The 20,477-nt window shown below is 48.0% G+C and carries 14 protein-coding genes; 9 read left to right on the top strand and 5 right to left on the bottom strand.

Features of this window, described 5'->3' with window-relative positions:
• The first annotated feature begins 21 nt into the window (after nucleotides 1–21).
• From VM802_RS00210 to VM802_RS00195, 4 genes are read left to right on the top strand one after another with little or no spacing between them, the layout of a single operon-like run.
• Nucleotides 22–2,241 (top strand): BT3233 family polysaccharide utilization protein, encoded by a 2,220-nt coding sequence (locus VM802_RS00210; protein ID WP_325526710.1) that lies wholly within the window; start codon nucleotides 22–24, stop codon nucleotides 2,239–2,241.
• Nucleotides 2,242–2,251: 10 nt separating this feature from the next.
• A complete protein-coding gene (gene kduD, locus VM802_RS00205) occupies nucleotides 2,252–3,013 on the top strand; it encodes a 2-dehydro-3-deoxy-D-gluconate 5-dehydrogenase KduD (RefSeq protein WP_325526708.1) in 762 nt (253 codons plus the stop codon).
• A 29-nt stretch (nucleotides 3,014–3,042) separates the two neighbouring features.
• Entirely contained in the window at nucleotides 3,043–4,095 is a 1,053-nt protein-coding gene (locus tag VM802_RS00200) for a LacI family DNA-binding transcriptional regulator (RefSeq protein ID WP_325526706.1), read from the top strand.
• A 22-nt stretch (nucleotides 4,096–4,117) separates the two neighbouring features.
• Nucleotides 4,118–5,308, top strand: coding sequence for a glucuronyl hydrolase (locus VM802_RS00195; protein ID WP_325526704.1), 1,191 nt, complete (start codon nucleotides 4,118–4,120; stop codon nucleotides 5,306–5,308).
• Between the two features lie 208 nt (nucleotides 5,309–5,516).
• Here VM802_RS00195 and VM802_RS00190 read toward each other — a convergent pair whose 3' ends face one another.
• The 3 genes from VM802_RS00190 to VM802_RS00180 form a co-directional block, all read right to left on the bottom strand.
• A complete protein-coding gene (locus VM802_RS00190; RefSeq protein ID WP_325526702.1) occupies nucleotides 5,517–6,029 on the bottom strand; it encodes a GNAT family N-acetyltransferase in 513 nt (170 codons plus the stop codon).
• 8 nt (nucleotides 6,030–6,037) lie between these two features.
• Nucleotides 6,038–9,970, bottom strand: a complete 3,933-nt coding sequence (locus VM802_RS00185) for a Pls/PosA family non-ribosomal peptide synthetase (RefSeq protein ID WP_325526700.1) — start codon at nucleotides 9,968–9,970, stop codon at nucleotides 6,038–6,040.
• Between the two features lie 98 nt (nucleotides 9,971–10,068).
• The gene (locus VM802_RS00180) at nucleotides 10,069–10,485 is read right to left on the bottom strand and encodes an SRPBCC domain-containing protein (protein ID WP_325526698.1); all 417 of its coding nucleotides are present in this window, start codon (nucleotides 10,483–10,485) and stop codon (nucleotides 10,069–10,071) included.
• A 232-nt stretch (nucleotides 10,486–10,717) separates the two neighbouring features.
• On the opposite strand from VM802_RS00180, the gene VM802_RS00175 reads away from it, so the two are divergent.
• Nucleotides 10,718–13,849: a SusC/RagA family TonB-linked outer membrane protein gene (locus VM802_RS00175; RefSeq protein ID WP_325526696.1), complete on the top strand. Its 3,132-nt coding sequence runs from the start codon at nucleotides 10,718–10,720 to the stop codon at nucleotides 13,847–13,849.
• An 11-nt stretch (nucleotides 13,850–13,860) separates the two neighbouring features.
• On the top strand, nucleotides 13,861–15,303 hold the full coding sequence (locus VM802_RS00170) for a RagB/SusD family nutrient uptake outer membrane protein (protein ID WP_325526694.1): 1,443 nt from the start codon (nucleotides 13,861–13,863) through the stop codon (nucleotides 15,301–15,303).
• Nucleotides 15,304–16,068: 765 nt separating this feature from the next.
• Here VM802_RS00170 and VM802_RS00165 read toward each other — a convergent pair.
• On the bottom strand, nucleotides 16,069–16,446 hold the full coding sequence (locus VM802_RS00165) for a VOC family protein (protein ID WP_325526692.1): 378 nt from the start codon (nucleotides 16,444–16,446) through the stop codon (nucleotides 16,069–16,071).
• 153 nt (nucleotides 16,447–16,599) lie between these two features.
• Here VM802_RS00165 and VM802_RS00160 point away from each other — a divergent pair, with 153 nt between their 5' ends.
• Complete coding sequence (locus VM802_RS00160) at nucleotides 16,600–17,010, top strand: c-type cytochrome (protein WP_325526690.1); 411 nt, start codon at nucleotides 16,600–16,602, stop codon at nucleotides 17,008–17,010.
• Between the two features lie 242 nt (nucleotides 17,011–17,252).
• A complete protein-coding gene (locus tag VM802_RS00155; RefSeq protein WP_325526688.1) occupies nucleotides 17,253–18,554 on the top strand; it encodes a DEAD/DEAH box helicase in 1,302 nt (433 codons plus the stop codon).
• Here VM802_RS00155 and VM802_RS00150 read toward each other — a convergent pair.
• Nucleotides 18,551–19,882 carry a DUF2252 domain-containing protein gene (locus tag VM802_RS00150; RefSeq protein ID WP_325526686.1) on the bottom strand — a complete coding sequence of 444 codons (1,332 nt, stop codon included), beginning with the start codon at nucleotides 19,880–19,882 and terminating at the stop codon, nucleotides 18,551–18,553. The two genes, VM802_RS00155 and VM802_RS00150, sit on opposite strands and share 4 nt — an antisense overlap.
• Nucleotides 19,883–20,138: 256 nt before the next feature.
• Between VM802_RS00150 and VM802_RS00145 the strand changes: the two genes are divergently transcribed.
• Nucleotides 20,139–20,477, top strand: a 339-nt coding sequence (locus VM802_RS00145; RefSeq protein WP_325526684.1) for an RNA polymerase sigma factor, incomplete at its 3' end; no start/stop codon positions are given.

The following is a 20,477-nucleotide window of genomic DNA, read 5'->3' as shown; positions in this document are numbered from 1 at the left end:
TAACTGATAACAGCCATCATCATGAAGATGAAAACAATTCTCGCAGGAAGCATGATCAGTATGCTGCTCCTCCAGGCTACAGCACCGGCGCGTGCAGAGACATCGGTTATACAGGAAAGACCGCTTTCTGCAACAGATATTTTCACCGCTCCGCTGGTGAGAGCACAAATGGAAAAAGTGGCCTCCTGGCAATGGAGAAACATTACATCGAAAGGTTGGTCCAACCCTCAGACAGACTGGACTAACGGCGCCATGTATGCTGGTATGGTAGCGCTGAGTAAGATCACTTCCAATCCATTTTATATTCAGCGACTGATACAGGTAGGAAAAGACAATAACTGGAATACAGGGCCGGAGCGGTTTTTTGCAGATGATTATTGTATCGGGCAAATGTACTCACAGTTATATGCCGTGTATAAAGATTCTGTAATGATAGATCGTTTCCGGAAACTGGCCGACAGTATTGCAGAAGCCCCGCATACGGAAGGGCTGGAATGGAAGAATGGCATTCATCGCCGTGAATGGGCCTGGTGTGATGCACTGTTTATGGGGCCGCCGGCATTGGCCTATTTATCAGCTGTTACTGGCGATTCCCGGTACCTGGAAACCGCAGACAAATTATGGTGGAAAACTACCGACTACCTTTTTGATAAGGCTGATAGCTTGTATTTCCGTGACCAGCGGTTCTTTGACCAGAAAGAGAAGAACGGCGCTAAAGTATTCTGGAGCCGTGGAAACGGCTGGGTGATGGGCGGACTGGTACGCATGATGGACAACATGCCTGAAAGTTACGCAGGAAAAGCCCGCTTCAGGGAGCTATACAAAAAGATGGCTTATAAGATTGCATCCCTGCAGACTGCTGATGGCACCTGGCATGCCAGCCTGCTGGATCCTGAGAGCTATCCATCAAAGGAAACAAGTGGTACCGGTTTTTACGTGTACGCGTTAATGTGGGGAGTGAATAATGGACTGCTCCCGGAAAAGGATTTTCTGCCAGTGATACAGAAGGGATGGCAGGCACTCACAGCATGTGTGCAACCTAATGGGAAGCTGGGCTTTGTGCAGGTAATTGCGGCAGCTCCCGGAAAAGCCACTGCCGATGATACAGAGGTATACGGCGTAGGCGCGTTCCTGTTAGCCGGTTCTGAGCTGATCAAATATGATCTTCATAAGAACTCATCTGCCAACATTGTCATCAACAATACCACCGGTTTTAACAGAGAAGAAGTAATTGAGATCCCTTATACACAGTTTACCGCCAAACTGGGTAAGGCAGCCAGGAAGAGCTTTAAGGTAACTGATGTATTGAGTGGCCAGGAAATACCTCAGCAGCTGGCTTATGAAGGAAGCAAAACACCTCAGAAAGTATTGCTGCTGGTAAATGTTGCACCAGGTTCCAGTCTGAACCTCGCTGTGTCTGAAGGTACGCCGGCCCCTGTGAAAGCAATGGTCTATGGCCGTTTTGTGCCGGAACGCAAAGACGACTATGCCTGGGAGAATGATCGGATGGCTTACCGTATGTACGGCGCCGCACTGGAAAAGTTCCCGAAGGAAATGGCCTATGGCATTGACGTCTGGGCTAAACGCACAGACGACCTGGTGATAGATAACTGGTATAAACTCGATAATTATCATCATGATAATGGCCAGGGGATTGACTTCTATAGTGTTGGTCTTACACTTGGTGCGGGCGATACCGCGCCTTATGGTAAGGACACTATTTATTTCCCGAAGAATTACCGCAGTTGGAAAACGCTGGACAACGGACCGTTGCGTACTACTTTTGCCCTGACCTACGATACCTGGCAGGCTGGTAATACAGCCGTATCTGTAACCAAGATTATCTCACTGGATGCCGGTTCTCAGCTCAACCGCATGCGGGTGCAATACAACTTCAAAGGCAATACGCTGCCGGTAGTAACGGGCATTGTTAAACGTAAAGAGCCGGGCGCTGTGCTGCTGGATGAGAAGAATGGCGTGATGGGCTACTGGGAACCAGTACATGGAGAAGACGGTACACTTGGCCTGGGCTGTGTATTCCCGAAGTCGGTAGCCGGAATGAAAACAGATAATGTACATTTGCTGAGTCCTGGTACAGCGACTGGCAATGAGCCATATGTGTATTATTCAGGAGCTGCCTGGAATAAGGGCGGCAGGATTGCGACAGCTGAACAATGGTTTGATTATCTGGAAGCGTTTGCCCAAAAGATCAAAGAACCTCTGAAAGTAACGATACAATAAACTTATTGATATGGATCTGTTTGAACTGAAAGGGAAAACCGCGTTAGTAACTGGATGCAAGCGTGGTATAGGAAAGGCGATGGCCGTTGCACTGGCAGCGGCAGGCGCTGATGTTATAGGTGTGTCCGCATCACTGGAGCTGAGTGGCAGCGATGCGGAGAAAGAAGTAACGGCACTGGGCAGGAACTTCAAAGCGTACCAGTGTGACTTTTCCGACCGCGAGTCATTGTACGCCTTTATTGAAAAGGTGAAGGAGGAAAACCCGGTGATTGATATACTTATCAACAATGCTGGCACTATCCTCCGTAAGCCCGCTGCAGAGCATCCTGACGAATACTGGGATGAAGTGATCAACATTAATCTCAATGCGCAGTTTATCCTGACCCGTGAAATCGGTAAAGGAATGATTGAAAGAGGCAAAGGAAAAATTATATTTACAGCATCTTTACTGACCTTCCAGGGTGGTATCAATGTACCTGGATATGCCGCGAGTAAGGGCGCCGTTGGATCACTGGTAAAAGCTTTCGCCAATGAATGGGCATCTAAAGGAGTGAACGTGAATGCCATAGCGCCGGGATATATAGCCACGGATAATACGGCGGCACTGAGAGCTGACGAAAAGCGCAGCACTTCTATCCTGGACCGTATACCGGCAGGCCGCTGGGGTGAGCCGGAAGACTTTGCCGGACCCACTGTATTCCTCGCCTCGAAGGCTTCCGATTATGTACATGGTACCATTCTCACTGTTGACGGTGGCTGGATGGGAAGATAATATGTACTTTTACAGCTAATAGCCAATACATGAGCAAACGTACAGAAAAAACGATCGTTGATATTGCGGAAGAACTGAAACTGTCAGTGTCTACGGTATCACGCGCATTGAACGATAATCCTAACATCAGCGCACGTACGAAAGACCGTGTGAAGAAGATGGCGCGGAAGCTGGGATACCGTCCCAATGCACTGGCTGCTGGTCTGCGCAATAATAAGAGCAAGACCATCGGGTTGATAGTGCCGCGCATATCCATGTTTTTTCCCGCAACCATCAGCACCATCATTCAGAATAAACTACAGGAATACGGTTATAACCTGATCATCTGCCAGTCGAACGATTCGTATGAACAGGAAGTAACCCTGGTGAATACGCTGTATTCTGCCAGGGTGGATGGTCTGGTAGTGTCTACCACCTTGTCTACCACCGATTTCTCCCACTTCGATGTTTTCCGGGATAACAATATTCCGCTGGTGTTTTTTGACCGCGTGCCGAAGGATTACAATGTAAAAGTTATCAAGGGGGATGATTACCTGGGTGGGTTTACGGCTACTTCCCACTTAATAGAAAAAGGCTGCAAAGACATTGTGCATATATCCGGACCATTGACTTGTAATCTTTACCTGGAGCGTGTTTCCGGTTACAAGAATGCCTTACAGCAGCACAAGCTGCCGTTTAAGAAATCCAGGGTCTTTTATCAGGAGCTTACGCGCGATAACGCCTGGCAGACCTGTGAGAAGATATTTGCACAGAAGCCTTATCCGGATGCGATCTTCGCCTCCAATGATACTACCGCCATCACCATTATGGAATATTGCCGCAAGATCGGGTTGCGCGTACCGGAAGACCTGAAGATAGTAGGGTACTCCAATGACCCGCGCACAGAGATCGTAACACCGCCCATCACCAGCGTGGATCAGTTTCCTGCCATGATGGGAGAAAGGGTGGTAGCCGCACTGATGGAACTGGTTACCAATAGACAGACCTCTGTGCCACGTTATTCACAGGAGATTATTCCTATCCAGCTGATAGCGCGCGAATCCACCGCCGGCGCCGTAAAGGCTGCCGGAAAGAAGAAGTAAATAAATTTACAATCACGTTATTATGAAAAAGAACCTGTTCTTTACGATACTGTTGCTACCCGCCTTCCTTCTGCAAACGTATGCGCAAAACAAGACAGATAGAGCGTTACTGCGCAAGGCCGACGAAACGTTGCAATTTGCTGCACGCCAGTATAAGCTGATGATGAAACATGTGCCTGACAGCCTACTGCCGCGCACAACCAACAGCAAAGACGGCAGCCTGATGACTTCTAACTCCGGCTGGTGGACATCCGGATTTTATCCCGGAACTACCTGGTATCTTTATGAATACACAAAAGATCCCGCATTCAAAGCAGAAGCGCTCAAGCGCATGGAACTAGTGAAGAAAGAACAATACAACACCCATACACATGACCTGGGCTTTATGATGTATTGCCCATATGGTAATGCGTTACGTTTCACCGGTGATACTGCTTATAAAACTATTCTGCTCACCAGTGCGAGATCATTGGCTACGCGCTTCAATCCCACAGTTGGTTGCATCAAATCATGGGATCATGGTACCTGGAAGTTTCCGGTAATCATCGATAACATGATGAACCTGGAGCTGCTGAACTGGGCTACCCGTGTGAGTGGCGACAAACAGTTTGAGCAGATTGCGCGTACACATGCGAATACCACCATCAAAAATCATTTCCGTCCGGATTACAGCTCATATCATGTTATTGATTATGATCCCGCTACTGGCGCCGTATTTCAGAAGAAAACGCACCAGGGTGCTGCTGATGGCTCAGCGTGGTCTCGTGGACAGGCATGGGGCTTATACGGCTATACGGCGATGTACCGCGATACAAAAGATAAGGCATACCTCGATCAGGCGCGCCACATCGCTGATTATATCCTCAGTCAGCGCAACATGCCGGCAGATCTCGTTCCCTACTGGGATTATGATGCTCCCGGTATTCCCAATGTACCACGCGATGTATCCGCTGCCGCTGTTACTGCATCTGCATTACTGGAGCTGAGCCGCTATACTGATAAGGCTAACAGCAAGCGTTACTGGCAGGCTGCCGAGAAAATGCTCATCAGCCTATGCAGCCCCGCTTATCTTGCGAAAGAAGGAGAAAACAACGACTTTATCCTTATGCACAGCGTCGGTTCGCTGCCACATAAATCAGAAGTGGATGTTCCGTTGACGTATGCAGATTATTATTTTGTAGAAGCATTGATGCGATATAAAGGTATACTGTGATTTATGTGATTGTTTTGATTTTCCTGATGAGCGAATGGTAATAGTAAAGATTATGATATTGATAGAAATGAAGAACCCGTTTTGAACATCAAAACGGGTTCTTCATTTCTATCAATTAAACTGCATTAATTCATCAATGTTTTCCGCTCATCAGGAAAATCAAAACAATCACATAAATCACAGTTCAGACAATCTTCGCATTGCAAAATCAAAACAGATCATAAGTTCCCTGGCCGTCTGGCGTGAGCCACTTTTCATATACCAGCCTTACCGGTTCATATTTTTGTGACGACAGGAACTGTTGCATACGGAGATTGTTGCTCAGCGTATATCTTACCAGACGCCTGATACCTTTGGCGATATAGGTTTTTTCCATTACATCGTTAAGTTGCCGGTAGATGCCCTGGCGGCGGAATTCCGGAACCACATAACCGTCAGATACATACAGGGTGTTGCCGGTATAATCTTCTATGCGGCTTTCATCAGCTTCTTCTACATAGCCGAAGATAAATCCTGCCGGCTTTTCCGCCATATAAGCCATCAGGCAGGTGCCATCGCATTCGTCCTGTGTGGAGATGACGTGCTGCATATAATCCGCTTCAATACTTTGCCAGGACGCAGTTTTAGAGAACAAGGAGTGTTCATTATTATGCAGTCCTTCCATCATGGATGAAATGAGCGTATAGTGTTCGCGGATGCGTATAGGCGTAATAGTGAGCATCTGTTTTACTATAAAGGTTTTACAGGACTGCCTGTCCAGTCAGTGGCGGACTGCAGTTTTTCTCCTTTCATGACCAGCGATAATGGAGAGAGGTTCACGTCGTCGCCGATCTCACTGTCGTACAGAATGATGGAACGGGCCCCAATGCTGCTACGCTGGCCTATTTTGATGGGCCCTATCTTCATTACCCTGTCTTCAAACAGGTGAGTCTGTGGGCCGCTGTCTTCATTCAATGCGGTATCGCTTCCTATCTCCACCATATCAAATTCAGTGATGTCTGTTGTGTACATCCATACCCGGTGGCCGGTTTTTACGCCCAGCAGTCTGAGTAGTACGGGCAGCCACGGTGTACCTTTCAGGTATTCCATGAGGAAAGGTACGGAGAGCGCTTCATACGTGGAGGTGATACCTTCACTGCGCCATACCTTGGAGGTCCACATTGGGCTTTGTATGGGTCTGTAATTACCTGTGAGTATCCACTTCATCACTACGGTGAAAAAGAATGCGGGCAATCCCAGAAAGAAAAGGTAATAGAAAGGGAATTGCAGGAGAATCATCCACAGGGGCTTATCTGTAACCAGATCATGCGCATAGGCGATGAAGAGGATACTGCAACAGATCACTACTGTTTCCGGGATGAGGATGCGGATGAATTCGGCGATGCCTCTTGCCAGCTTGCGCAGTGGCGATGGATTGGATGTAAGTTCCGGTGGAAAGAAGCGGCTTTCCTGACGTCGTGGCAGGGCAATGGCCGGTGATCCGAACCAGTCGCGCGCGGTGCTGGCTGCCAGTTGTTCTTTGCTGGGCGGTGTAGACAACACGCCTATCAGCATGTTTTCCGGCAGCACATAGCCTTGTGGTATCAATGCACTGTTACCTACGAAGCTGTTATTGCGGATAATTGTTTTTTCAAGTGTAAGTTGTTGCGCACGTACATCTGATTCACCAAGTGTAACGGCATCAGCGACGAATGCGCCGTCGCCGATCTCGAGCAGCGGATGCGTTACACTACTGGCAGTAGATACTTCCGTGTTGGTGCCTATTCTGGCGCCGAGGGCGCGGAATAATGTAGCGATGTACACGGTGGCAAAGATAGGATGTATAACTATCAGCGAAAGTGACATCAGCTGGTCTGCGAACCACTTGCGTACATAGAACAGGCTGTAGAGCGGATAGGTACCGGGTTTCAGGCCCCATTGCAATAACCTTGTAAGTATCACCGTTTGTGCGGCGAAGAGTATAATATAGCTCAGCGCCAGCGATGGCGTGATCACCATATAGTTGAAATTGTAGTCCGGCGCAGCATTATCAAGTCTGTTCAGAATGATGATGGTGGGCAGCAACGGCAGTAGTACGGTGAATGGAAATACCAGCAGGAACAAGGAGAAGATAAGATTGTATTTTCTGCGTGTTGCCTTTGAAACCTCCAATGGTTGCGGTAATTCACTGATCTCTTTTTTTACTTTGAGTTGTGCGGGACTGCCATGCCATATTTCGCCAGAGGCGATGGTGTTGTTAGGAGGAAGATAACTGAGATCCTGTAATTCACTCCAGTCCTGCATTATCGTATCTCCAGCCAATATGGCACTGCTGCCGATATAGGCATGGTCGCCAAGATGTACGGGCCGTAATTTCAGCAGGCCGTCTTCCACCCAGGCGTTGTTGATGACCGCTTGAGAGCTGATGCTCACATCAGCGCCGATGGTCACCAGGTCTTCTGCACCAATGGTAACAGCGCCCAATTGCGCATCCGATGAAATCTTCACGCCCAGCATACGCAGGTATACCGGGTAAAGCGGCGTACCGTTGAGGAACTGTGCCGGCATGAGTCGTTGCACAGTTTTCACCAGCCACCATCTGAAATAATAGGTACCCCACAGTGGATAATCGCCGGCTTTCATTTTGCCAATTGCCAGCCATTTGGTGGTGATGATCAACGCGGAGAATACCGGTGGCAATAAACAGAACATACCCAATGCTGTGATGATGGCATAGCCGAGGCTGCTGGTAGCCTGTTCTACATAATAGTACCCGAGATAAGGGAGGAATATCTGCATAGCAAACAATCCGAATATTATGAGCAGTGAGATAGTTTGAGCTGTCCAGCAGGCAAGGTGACGCCACCAGGGCACCTTATTGAAGGTGCGTGCTGTGCGCTGAGTAGTCTGCGGTGCTTCGCTCCATGTGTCTATCAGCGATTGCAGCGGGCGGTGGATATATATGTCTTTGAGAGAGGCATGTGGAATGTTTGCTTCGCGGCGCAGTCTTGATACGAAAGCGGCAGCCAGCAGCGAGTGACCACCGAGATCTGTGAAGAAATCCTGTTGCAGATCGATGGTGCGGTCGGGGAATACTTTGGCGAGGATGGCCATGATCCTTTCGCGTGTGGGCGCGTTAAGATCTACGGCTTCGTGCGTGGCCGCCTGCAGGAAGGCAGGTGGTACGGGCAACGCCTTGCGGTTTATTTTTCCGCTCGGAAGGCGTGGCATCTCTTCCAGTATCATGATCACACCGGGCACCATATATGGTGGCAATACTTTGGCGAGGTCGGCGCGGATGATACTTTCATCGAAGAGCTGTCCGGCTGTTTTCATCACATATCCAACCAGCTGGTCCTGGTCATTGTTATCTTTTTTAACGGCGACAGCAGCTGCGGTAATGCCTGGAAGAGTGTTGAGCCTGTTCTCAATCTCACCCAGCTCAATACGGTAGCCACGTAGTTTTATCTGATCGTCGAGGCGGCCCTGGAAATCGATGCTGCCATCGGGCAGGATAATGGCCGCGTCGCCGGTGCGATAGACGGTATCTCCGGGCAGGTCAATCATACTGGCCGGTTTGGGAACGAATTTTTCTCTGCTTAGTTCTGGCCTGTCGATGTAGCCATTGCCTACACCAGGGCCTGTGATTACGAGTTCGCCACGTTCTCCGAGCGGAAGTATATTGAGTTGTTCATCTACTACCGCCATATTATAATTGGGCAGCGGATGTCCTATGGTGATGGGATCGCCGGCTTTCAGGGCGGCGAAGGTAGCGCTGACAGTAGTCTCCGTAGGTCCGTAACTGTTATAGAATAATCGTGGTGGCGTACCCCAGCGGGCCAACACCTGTGGAGTACAGGCTTCACCGCCGGCGTTAATCAGGCGGAGGGAAGGGATGTTGTCTTCCATAACTGCCAGCAGGCTGGGTACGGCGTGCAGCACGGTAATCTTTTCTTTGCGCAGCGTATCGCCCAGTTCATCTATGGCTTTGGCGGTGGTGGCATCGGCTACCCACAATGTGGCACCGACAAAATAGCTTACCCAGGTTTCTTCGCACCACATATCGAAGGATACGGAGAAGCCCTGGTATACTTTATCGTGATGATTGACTTGCAGGACTGTCTGTTCTGCCCTTACAAGATGACAGATCTGGCGATGGCTGATGGGGATGCCTTTAGGCTTGCCGGTGCTGCCGGAAGTGTATAACACGTAGGCAATATTTTCCGGAGCGGGGCCAGGCTGTAAATGAAACCGTTCATGTATGTCTGGCAGCGGAGGTACAGTAAGGATATGTGCATCCAGTTGCAAAGGAGTTTCGCTGAAGCAGGCGGCTGCTTTCACTTCTGTAAGTACGCCTTCTACTCTTTCAGCTGGCATCTCACGATCAAGTGGCACATAGGCTGCACCAGCCTTCACGATACCGAGGATGGCGGCATGCAGCTCTGGGCCGCGGGGCCACCATACGCCTACCACGTTGCCGGGGCCAATGCCCTGGGATTGCAGCTGGACTGCCACCGCATTGCTCCAGTGATCGAGTTGTGCGTAGGTAAGTGCTTGTTGCTGAAAGATAAGAGCGGTATGATGTCCATACTGGTTTACAGTGTGTGCAAATAGGTCCGCTAATGTTTCATGATGCAATAAATCCAGTTGCTGGGGGCCTTTAACTATACTAAAACCGTTCATAAATTGCTGCCAGTATTATAACATTGTATGCGACACAAAGGTACTGGGTCCTGTGATAGCGGATGATTATAATTACCTTAAAATAGCATAACGATCTGTTAAAACACCAGGGATGCTATTTTGTTCAGAACATTCTCCCAGTGTATTTTCATCTCTTCTCTTTCTTTTCCATCCGCCAGGTGTTCGTGGTGGAAGCTGATGGTTGCTTTCTCTTTGGCTGGTATGACCCTGATCTGCAGGGTGGAGGCATGAGATTGATTTTCATGCTGCCACTTCATGCGTATCACTTTTGCCTCTGTTACGCTGGTAACAGTGATGGCGATCCCGGATGCAGCAGTGTAGGTATCATTTTTCTGAAAGCGGATATTAACCTTATCATCCAGCCAGGAAGCAAGTACCGGCTGACTGAAAATAGTTTCCCATGCTTTCTCAGCTGAGAATGGAAACGTACGTCTGATGCCTATTTCCCAGCCCTGTGAGGTAGTGAGGCCAGTAGGGTTACCAGAGTTGGTCATGATACGTTGATTTAATGATGAAACTTTTTTTTATTCTCTTTTGAATATATAATGGGTTGAAAATAAAGGTATTTTTACTTAAAGGTACACAGTGTTTTCTCAAAAAAAATACATGAGCGGGTGAATACACTAAAAAGATAAAATATTTCTTTTATTTTTATTACATGCCTATAGAAATGTAACACAACGCATACAAGGATATTTTTTAACAACAACCAAAATCTGAATCTACATGAGGAAACTATTACTCGTGGTAGTCAGCATGCTGTTAATAGCAACAACCCTGCTGGCTCAATCCCATCGCACCATTTCAGGAAAGGTTACAGACGAGGCAGGCAGCCCGCTGCCGGGCGTTTCTGTAAGCCTTCCCGGAGGTAAATCCGGTACTGTTACTGATGCGAAAGGAACATTTACCCTCTCTGTACCTAAAGAATCCAAAGCGGTAAGGATTTCCTTTGTGGGATACGAATCCAAGACAGTTCCTGTGGGAGCTGATAACCTCGGCACTATTGTATTGTCAGCCGATACCAAGGCTATTTCCGAAGTGGTGGTAGTTGGTTATGGTACACAGCGCAGGAAGGAGGTAACAGGTAATATTGCTTCCATCAAAGGTAATGCGGTGGCGGAATTGCCGGTGCAGAGCTTTGAAGCTGGTCTGGGCGGCCGTGCTGCAGGAGTACAGATTACTGTACCCAACGGCGTGGTGAACAACCCGCCGGTATTCCGTATCAGGGGCGCCAATTCATTATCGTTAAGCGCCTACCCGCTGATCGTGGTGGATGGGATTCCTACTTTTACCGGTGATGTGGGTTCTTCCAATGCGCCGCTGAATCCATTGGGGAGTATCAATCCTACTGATATTGAGTCTATCGACATTGCGAAAGATGCAGCAGCCACCGCTATCTACGGTAGCCGCGCCGCCAACGGTGTGGTGTTGATCACAACAAAGAAGGGTAAAGCAGGCAGACTGCGCGTTTCCTACGATGGCTGGGTGGGCTTCACGAAACCTACACGCCTGCCTTCTATCCTGAATGCTGCGCAGTATCTTGAAGTGAAGAATGAAGGTCTTGCTAATGCAGGCAGCACCAGGCGTTATGTGGAAAACAAAGATGCGAACGGAAATACTATCGATACAAAATGGCTGGATGTAGTATACCGCGACCAGGCTGTTTCTCACAGCCACAGCCTCGGTGTTTCCGGTGGCACTGAGAACACCAGTTATTATCTTTCTGCCGGTTACACCAAACAGGAAGGTATCCTAAAGAGAAATGATTTCATTCGTAAAAACATTCTCGTCAATCTCGATCAGAAACTAGGTAAGATATTTTCTACCGGGGGTAAAATCTCTTTCTCCAATGAACAGAGCCTGATCTCCGGATCTTCCGGATCACTGGAAGGAGAAGCATTTAACTCCGGTGGCTTGGCCAGGCTGGCTTTCCTCACTTCCCCCATCGTAGGACCCTATAACCCCGACGGTACCTACAATACCAATGGCGGCGCCAACATTGGCGGCGGTAAAAACACATTGCCCGTTGGTATCTACAACCCCAAAACATTGCTCGACCTGGATCATTCGAACACAGACGCAAACCATATTCAGAGCAGCATTTATGGTCAACTGAAACCCTGGGACTGGTTTACATTACGTACCCAGTATGGTATAGACTATGTGCTCATGAATAATGATGTGTATCTGAACAACAAACAGGGAGACGGCTTTTCATCCAATGGTGACGCCACAAGTACTCACAGTCAGTATAAAAGATGGTTGTGGACCAATACACTGCAACTTGATCACAGCTTCGGACAAAATAACTTCAGCTTGTTGCTGGGTACAGAACAGCAGCGCGATCAGCGTGAAAATTTCGGTATCAAACGCCAGAACCAGATGGATGATTATTTCAATAATGCAGGAGGTGGCTGGGTAACAGACCTGTCGAACGGTATGTTACGTTCAGAAAATTACCTGTTATCAGCATTCTCACGTCTTAACTATAATTACAAGGAGAAATACTACTTCAGTGCAAACCTTCGACAGGACCAATATTCAGCGTTTGGTCCCAACAAGAAGAAAGGTACCTTCTATAGCTTTTCTGCCGGATGGGAAATTGCCAAAGAAGACTTCTGGGTGAATAGCGGTATCAGCAAAGTGTTCAGTAGTTTGAAACTGAGAGGAAGCTATGGTAAGGTCGGTAACTTTAACGGACTGGGCGACTACAGCTTCATGACGCTTTACAGGGCGTTACCATATGGGGGCAGCCCATCGCTCTATTTCAATCAGGCAGGTAACCCTGATCTGAGCTGGGAAGTAAGTAAGAAAACTGATATCGGCGTTTCATTTGGTATATTGAATGACAGAATTACCGGTAATATCGCGTACTATCATAACAATATCGACGGTTTGATTCTGAACGTACCGCAGATACCTTCTGCCGGTATTCCTTCCACCAGCTCTGTTGCCACTATACCGGCCAACATGGGCAAGATGTATAACAAAGGTGTGGAGTTTGATGTGAATGCCGGTGTTATTGCCAGCAAGAACTTCTCCTGGACTTCTTCCTTCAATATTGCCTACAACAAGAATGAAGTAACAGAGCTGGCAGGGGATGTAAACGCTATTCCGTTTGTAACCAGTTCGCTGGAACAAACCAGTATTAATAAAGTTGGGTATCCTGCCAGTATGTTGTATGTGGTACGTACCAAAGGTGTGGATCCTGAAACAGGCAGAAGGATCTTTATTAATGCTGCGGGAGAAGAGGTTTACTTCTCTAATGTCGGTAACGATAAGTATAAGTATGCAGACGGAAAAATTGCCCCGGCTGTTGGTGTGAAAGATGCCGTGGCGTATAAAAACACTAACCCGAAATTCGTGGGTGGTTTTGAGAATACCTTCCGCTACAAAGGTTTTGAGCTGAATGTATTGCTCACTTATCAGACGGGATTCTACGTGTACTATGGCAGCTATGCTGGTCTGAAAGACCAGCGTTACTGGAACAACAGTACTGACGTATTGAGCAGATGGAAGAATCCGGGCGATAAGACAGAGATACCTAAACTTATTAATGGTGATAACATTTCCAATGGATCTTCCTTTGCTATTGCTGCGAATGTGTTCAAAGGAGATTTTCTTAAGCTGCGTACTGTTGGACTGAGCTATGCTTTACCGGAAGATTTTCTGAAGAGAGCGCATATGACCGGCGCTAAAGTGTATGTAAGAGCGCAGAACCTGGCTGTTATTACCAGGTATCCTGGTCCTGATCCGGAAGTTTCATCTAACGGTAACAATGCCTCCGGCCAGGGTGTGGACCGTAACACACTTGCCAATGGCCGTACGATCACAGTGGGCTTAAATGTTAATTTCTAAACCGAACGAAGATGAGAAAATACAGCATATATATAGTAGCAGCAGCTATAACAGGATTGGGAGCATGCCAGAAGAACCTGCTTGATCCGGTGCCTACGACCAACGTTCCTGATTTCAGCGCATTTGAAACCAAAGAACGTATAGCCGGTGAATCCAACGGGTTATATACCGTGATGAAGAATGGTAAGTTCCTCGGAGGAAAAGTTATTATCGCGAATGAGGTGAGGGGGGAAGATTTTGTGAATGAGCTGACCAATAACGTTACGTTGAATGCTTCCTGGAAAATGAGCACCACCGGCGAGGCGCAGGAAGTGAAAGAGATCTGGTCACAGGGATATATGGCGATTAACAATGCCAACGTGTTCCTTGCAGGGATGAATGCCCTAGGCAACAAAGTGGTGGGTGATTCTATCGGTAAGATATATGCAGGCGATGCCAAGTTTGTGAGAGGGCTCACCTACATGGCGCTTGCACAGTTATTTACAAGACCTCACTGGGATGCCGCCGGAACCAAGCTTGGCCTGGTATTGCGCTGGGAAGCTATTACAAAGTTAGGCAGCTATGGCCGTGCACGCAGTACTGTGAATGAAACATGGGCACAGATCATCCGTGATCTGGATTCGGCAGAAGTGTTGCTGCCAAAGAATGCGAAGATTACCGGTAAGGGGAATGCTTACAGTGCGGTGGCATTGAAAACCAGAGCATACCTCTATATGGAGCAGTATGATAAAGTAATTGCGGAAGCGGGCAAGATCGTATCAGCTACAGCGCCTTTCAATTCACCGGTTGGTTATAAGCTGGAGCCGAGTATTGCTACTGTGTTCACACCGAAGTATGGTGGTCCGGAAGCAGTGCTGTCAATGCCTTTCACGCAGTCTCCCGGCGACTTCCCCGGAACGCAGACACAGCTGGGGTATTACTTTTCTCCCAGTTCTGCCGGTGGTAACGGCGAATATTCCCTGAGCGCTACCGGTATCATTGCAGATGCAGGCTGGAAGGCAGCTGATGCGCGCCGTACATTCATCGTAACGGCAGCAGGTAAATCCTGGCTGCTGAAGTATCCTCAGCCAAGCCCTTACCTGGACTATATTCCGGTGATCAGGTATGCGGAAGTGCTGCTGAATCTTGCAGAAGCAAAAGTTCGTGTGGCTAATGCTGTAGATCCTACCGCCATTGCTATTCTGAACGCAGTAAGGAACCGCTCTGATGCTAGTACGACCTTTACTGCAGCTGATTTTGGCACCCCTGCTATATTGATTGCTGCCATTCAGAAGGAAAAACATATCGAGTTGCTGGGAGAAGGTTTCAGAGCTGCTGAGATCATCCGCCAGGGTATTCCTTTCCCGTTGAAGAGTAGTACAGTGCCTGCTGTGCCGCCTTCAGTAGCAGGATATATCTGGCCTATCTCTTCTGACGAACTTGTGTATAATAAATTATGTGTAGACAATCTTTGATTGTTTGCGTTACGACTATCCTTGTGTATATCGGCGGGCGCTTTTAAGTGCTGGTCCTCTTTCATAAGCAAATATGGGCTGTCCTTCACGAGTGGGCAGCCCTTTTTTATGTTTACCCCCTGAAAAGGAAGGGGCCGTTCAGGAGTGAACAGCCCTCGACATTTGGCTTCTGTTTAAAAAATAACTTGTTATGGGGTGATAAAATTATCGTCCTTATGGAAAGGAGAAAACCCGGATCTTGCTGAAAGCGGTAAGGGAGTGGAGGAGAAGCAGCGGAGGAGAACTAAGGGAAGTGCGCTTTTAATAGGGAGTTGACAGGCCTTTGATCCTTAGTAGACCCATAGCTGGAGGCAGGGAACGGTAGGGGAGCACAAGGAAAGTATAGTATTCAAATACTTGGTGTTGTTGGGGAATACCGGTAAAGATACATACCTTTTACAGGCAACTCACCGGGAAGGCATTACTGTTGTTACGGGCGGGTATGCCCAATGATGTGATTATTGCGGAGCTGACGAAAATGTGTCGACCGAAAACGGTAGTGAAGCCGGTGCGTAGACTGGTTGTTCGTTGTAATCCGTTACCGGCGCTGTGGCGATATGGTAACAGAGCCGATTGTTCTGACCGCAGAACAAGGCGCATTGAGCATATGTCTGCAATTAAACTTTCTGCAAACAGATTATGCTATGCACACCAGATGGATGATACATAGCTTCCCGATTGATATAAACGATCCGTTTTATTGGTTTTATTTCTTCTAGACGGGAATCAGTCTTTCGGTTCCCACAGCTCTATTTTATTGCCTTCCACATCCATGATGTGTACGAATTTTCCATAGTCGTAATCTGCAATGTCATCGAGTATGGTAACGCCTTCTTTTTTGAGTTCTTCTACCAGGGCGGTTAGATTTTCTACGCGGTAGTTGATCATAAATTCTTTTGAAGACGGGGAGAAGTACTCTGTATTTGCAGGAAAGGGACTCCATTGCAGGATGCCTTGTTTTTCCGGATCATCGTCTTCCCGGAAGGTGAAGCTGACGCCGTAATCGTTTGTATTTAATCCGAGGTGTTGCTGGTACCAGTCTTTTACTTTCTGTGGGTCCTGGCATTTAAAGAAAATACCGCCAATACCGGTAACTTTTTTCATGGTGTGGATTTTTTGGAATATCAACTGTAGTAGTGAAGATAACACAGTTAAGATATAAAATATAAACGAGCGGGTTATCAAAAAAATGCTGCAGCCAATCTTATTTTTTGTAGATTCAGGCCAAGGAAGCATTATACTTAAAACCCATTGGTCATGAAAATGAAGAAAACTTTCATAGTAGTAGCCGCTTTGTCAGCTGCGGTGACGCTATGTTCCCTGGCCTTACCCCAGGACCATGAACATGAAAAGGCGAAGAACCTGAAGGTATTGCCTAAAAATATCAGTCATGATGAGCTGATGACGGTTATGCGCTCATTCAATGCCGCCCTGGGCGTGAAATGTAACTTCTGTCATGCAGCACAGAAGGACGATGCCAAGAAGCTGGACTTCGCCAGTAATGACAATCCGCATAAGGATGTGGCCCGTGATATGATGCGTATGACAAAACGTATTAATAAGAAATTCTTTAAGAATACGGAAGTGATGGCGGTAACGTGTTATACCTGCCATCATGGCAATGAAGAGCCTAAATCGAAGCCGGAAGAAGCGGCTACAGCCAAATAAATTGTGTAAAAGGCCGCCTGTAGCGGCCTTTTATGTTAAAAAAATGAGTAGTTTTTGTCCAATAGGGCATTCTGAAAGGAAAACCATACCTTTGCACTTGTATGTTGAGATAAAGGCATAAAGCACTGAAACACTTTTCTTCTCCTGTCCGGAACTCATTTCTTTACTGCTCTCCTCAATTATGATACGCCTGGTATATTATGTGAAGGCGTTCTATTTTATTACAGAACTTGAATAATTATATGCTGTTTGAGCAATTAGGGTTGATTGAACCTATTTTAAAAGCGATCAAGAAAGAAGGCTATACTACGCCAACCCCCATCCAACAACAGGCTATCCCTGTAGTATTGCAGGGGAAAGACCTCCTGGGCTGCGCCCAGACAGGCACCGGTAAAACCGCTGCTTTTGCTATTCCTATTCTGCAACAGTTGTACAACACCAGATCTGCTGTACAGGGATATAAGCATATACGGACACTGATACTGACACCTACCAGGGAACTGGCGGTTCAGATCGACGAAAGCTTTGAAGCTTATGGCCGCCATACTGGTCTTAAGCATGATGTTATTTTCGGGGGTGTGCCACAACACAGCCAGGTCCTTGCCTTGCGTAATGGTACGGATATTCTCATTGCCACGCCGGGCCGCCTGCTGGATCTGATGAACCAGGGCTATATTTACCTGAGTCACCTGGAGGTATTTGTGCTGGATGAAGCGGACCGGATGCTGGATATGGGTTTTATTAATGATATTAAGAAGGTCATCCGTGAGCTGCCAGACCAGCGGCAGACCCTTTTCTTCTCAGCTACTATGCCACCCAATATCTCCAAGCTTGCCAATTCGTTGTTGTATAACCCGGAAAAAGTGACCATTACGCCGGTGTCGTCAACAGCGGAGAGGATAGAGCAGTCTGTGTATTTTGTGAAGAAGAAAGATAAGCAGCAGTTGCTGGATTATCTGCTGCAAGATAAAAATATCAGGCGGACTATTGTGTTTACGCAGACTAAGCATGGTGCAGACAGAATTGCGAAGAACCTGCGTAAGAGCAATGTGAGTGCGGATGCCTTGCATGGCGACAAGTCGCAGACATCCCGTCAGCTTACGCTCAGCAACTTCAAGAACGGACGCCTTCGCGTGCTGGTGGCTACTGATATTGCGGCGAGAGGTATTGATGTGGATGCGCTGGAGCATGTGATCAACTTTGATCTGCCCAATGTATCTGAAACGTATGTGCACCGTATTGGCCGTACCGGCAGAGCCGGAGCGGCGGGTGTGGCATTGTCATTCTGTGCTGCGGAAGAAAGGCCGTTTTTGTTCAGTATCAATAAGCTGATTAAGCAAACCATACCCGCGGTGAGCCATCCTTTTGAGGAGGTTGTACAAACGGGGGCGCGTAATCCTGAAGTGGCCACTGCGCCCAGACCTGCCAGTCAGCGGCCGAAACGCAGGCCGGATAGCAGAAGCGGTAACCGCAGGCCTCATAACCGCAATGGTAACAGGCATAGCGGCAGCAACAATAGCCATAGTGCACCTGATAATAACTAAACTTTTTCCACTGGCAGTTTCCCTGCTTTAATGGCTTTGACGAATGCTTCAAAGTCTTTCTCCGTCTGATCTGCATAGGCAACGGCGAACTTTCCTATAGCAAGGTCCATGACATCGCTTTTGCCCAGGTAGCTGCTGATCATACCTGCATCGCCTGTTTTGGCGTGGGCGCGGGCCAGTGCACGGCCGCAGAGCCCTGCATAGGCCATCATTACTTCTTTGTCGAAGCGGGTTACATCCGGTGTTATTTTGCGATCCCGCAGCTGGCGGAGATAATAATCCTTTCCATCGAGGTCGGAGCTCCATCCCAGGAAGATGTCACTGGCTGCCTGTACGAGGCGTTGGCCTTGCACGATGCGCTCGCCGGGATGTTTGTACCTGCTTTGGGCGGTATAGTCTTCCAATACGCTGCGCCGGGCTTCTTTTACCTGCAGGAGCAGCGGTTCATTCTTTTCATTCATCATGAGGGCTATCATGCAGTGGGTGCCTACGCTGCCTACGCCTACTACTTTCAGGGCGATATCCACGAGGTGATATTTACTGAAGAGGAATCGCCTGTCGGCTTGCAGGGAGCGGCTGTAGCTTTCGAGGAAGACCCTGATAGCGGCTTTCTCTTTTTCCAGTTTGATAGGGTGATAGACGAGTGGTGGCTGGTCTGCAATTTCGTAAGAGCCGCGCACGTTGCGTGTAATCTTATAAAGCACCTGTTGCGGTGTCGCCTTCTCTGCTTTGCTGATGGCGTCTTTCAGCAGTTGTCTGATCTTTTCGCTGGACGTGTTGTTCATGAGCTGGTGCATTTCAAATTTTATATACCAGAGGTCGAGTGCGGGCATGGCAGCGAATTCGTATATGCCTTGGCGGTAGGATGCCGTCATGTGTATGGCCATGTCGCGGGCGTCGGCTTCTCTCATACTGTTGTTTCTGGCGGCGAGTACAAAGCTGGTGGCCAGGCGTTTCACATCCCATTCCCAGGGTGCGGGGAGAGTTTCATCGAAGTCGTTGGCATCAAAGATAAGGGTGCGCTCCGGGGTGGCGTAGCCGCCGAAATTCATGAGGTGACAGTCGCCAATGGCCTGTACTTTCAACTTTGTATGGGGCAGAAAGGAGAGGTCGTGTGCCATGATGCCGGCAGTGCCCCTGTAAAAGGCAAATGGCGATGCGCTCATACGTCCGTGGCGGATGGGTATCAGCTGTTTGATACGGCCACGGTTTGACTCCCTGATGTAAGTCAGTATGGAAGGGCGTTTCGGCGAAACGCTGCAATCTCCCTGCGCAGTGCGGGGTACTGCGGTTCTGATCTGTTTTCCCGGATTGATTGTATCTGCCATAACAGTAAATATCGTATTCAGTATACTAAATGTAAACATATAAACCACACCAATGTTTACCGGTATAAATCTCCCTATAACATAGTCTGATTTGGTTGATTAATTTTTTTATTCTACGTTTGACATGAAAACTAAAACGTTTTACTCGAATCAGCCAGAATATTAATACACCAGCATTTTCACAGACCAGATAATTGTTGCACAGGATTTTACAATAGCTTTTCACACTTGATATTTACCTGATATTCCTTAGCCAGTGGCAGTATTAAATTATGAACAGGTGAGCCTGCAGGAGATAGCGGCGGGCGATGAAAGAGCTTTCAGGGCTTTATTTGACCAGTATCGTGGCCGTTTGTTCCACTACATTTCCCGGTTTATCAAATCGGAGCAGGTAGCGGAAGAACTGGTGCTGGACGTATTTATGAAGATATGGACAGGCCGTGAGTTGCTGACGCAGGTGCAGCACTTTGATGCATTTCTGTTCAGGGTGGCGCATAACAAGGCCATTGATTTTCTCCGTTCTGCCGCCAATGACGCGCATTTGCGGGAGCTGCTATGGGAGGAGATACAGGCAGCTTCGGGCGATCTGCCGGAT

It is taken from the genome of Chitinophaga sp., from assembly GCF_035538455.1.
Taxonomy (GTDB): Bacteria; Bacteroidota; Bacteroidia; order Chitinophagales; family Chitinophagaceae; genus Chitinophaga.
The sequence above is the reverse complement of the archived record's forward strand: the minus strand, read 5'-3'. Positions and strand labels throughout refer to the sequence as shown.

Bases quoted from the DNA above. Each gene is read 5' to 3' on its own strand.
- VM802_RS00210 (WP_325526710.1), top strand. From the start codon at position 22: ATGAAGATGAAAACAATTCTCGCAGGAAGCATGATCAGTATGCTGCTC.
- kduD (WP_325526708.1), top strand. From the start codon at position 2,252: ATGGATCTGTTTGAACTGAAAGGGAAAACCGCGTTAGTAACTGGATGC.
- VM802_RS00200 (WP_325526706.1), top strand. From the start codon at position 3,043: ATGAGCAAACGTACAGAAAAAACGATCGTTGATATTGCGGAAGAACTG.
- VM802_RS00195 (WP_325526704.1), top strand. From the start codon at position 4,118: ATGAAAAAGAACCTGTTCTTTACGATACTGTTGCTACCCGCCTTCCTT.
- VM802_RS00190 (WP_325526702.1), bottom strand. From the start codon at position 6,029: ATGCTCACTATTACGCCTATACGCATCCGCGAACACTATACGCTCATT.
- VM802_RS00185 (WP_325526700.1), bottom strand. From the start codon at position 9,970: ATGAACGGTTTTAGTATAGTTAAAGGCCCCCAGCAACTGGATTTATTG.
- VM802_RS00180 (WP_325526698.1), bottom strand. From the start codon at position 10,485: ATGACCAACTCTGGTAACCCTACTGGCCTCACTACCTCACAGGGCTGG.
- VM802_RS00175 (WP_325526696.1), top strand. From the start codon at position 10,718: ATGAGGAAACTATTACTCGTGGTAGTCAGCATGCTGTTAATAGCAACA.
- VM802_RS00170 (WP_325526694.1), top strand. From the start codon at position 13,861: ATGAGAAAATACAGCATATATATAGTAGCAGCAGCTATAACAGGATTG.
- VM802_RS00165 (WP_325526692.1), bottom strand. From the start codon at position 16,446: ATGAAAAAAGTTACCGGTATTGGCGGTATTTTCTTTAAATGCCAGGAC.
- VM802_RS00160 (WP_325526690.1), top strand. From the start codon at position 16,600: ATGAAAATGAAGAAAACTTTCATAGTAGTAGCCGCTTTGTCAGCTGCG.
- VM802_RS00155 (WP_325526688.1), top strand. From the start codon at position 17,253: ATGCTGTTTGAGCAATTAGGGTTGATTGAACCTATTTTAAAAGCGATC.
- VM802_RS00150 (WP_325526686.1), bottom strand. From the start codon at position 19,882: ATGGCAGATACAATCAATCCGGGAAAACAGATCAGAACCGCAGTACCC.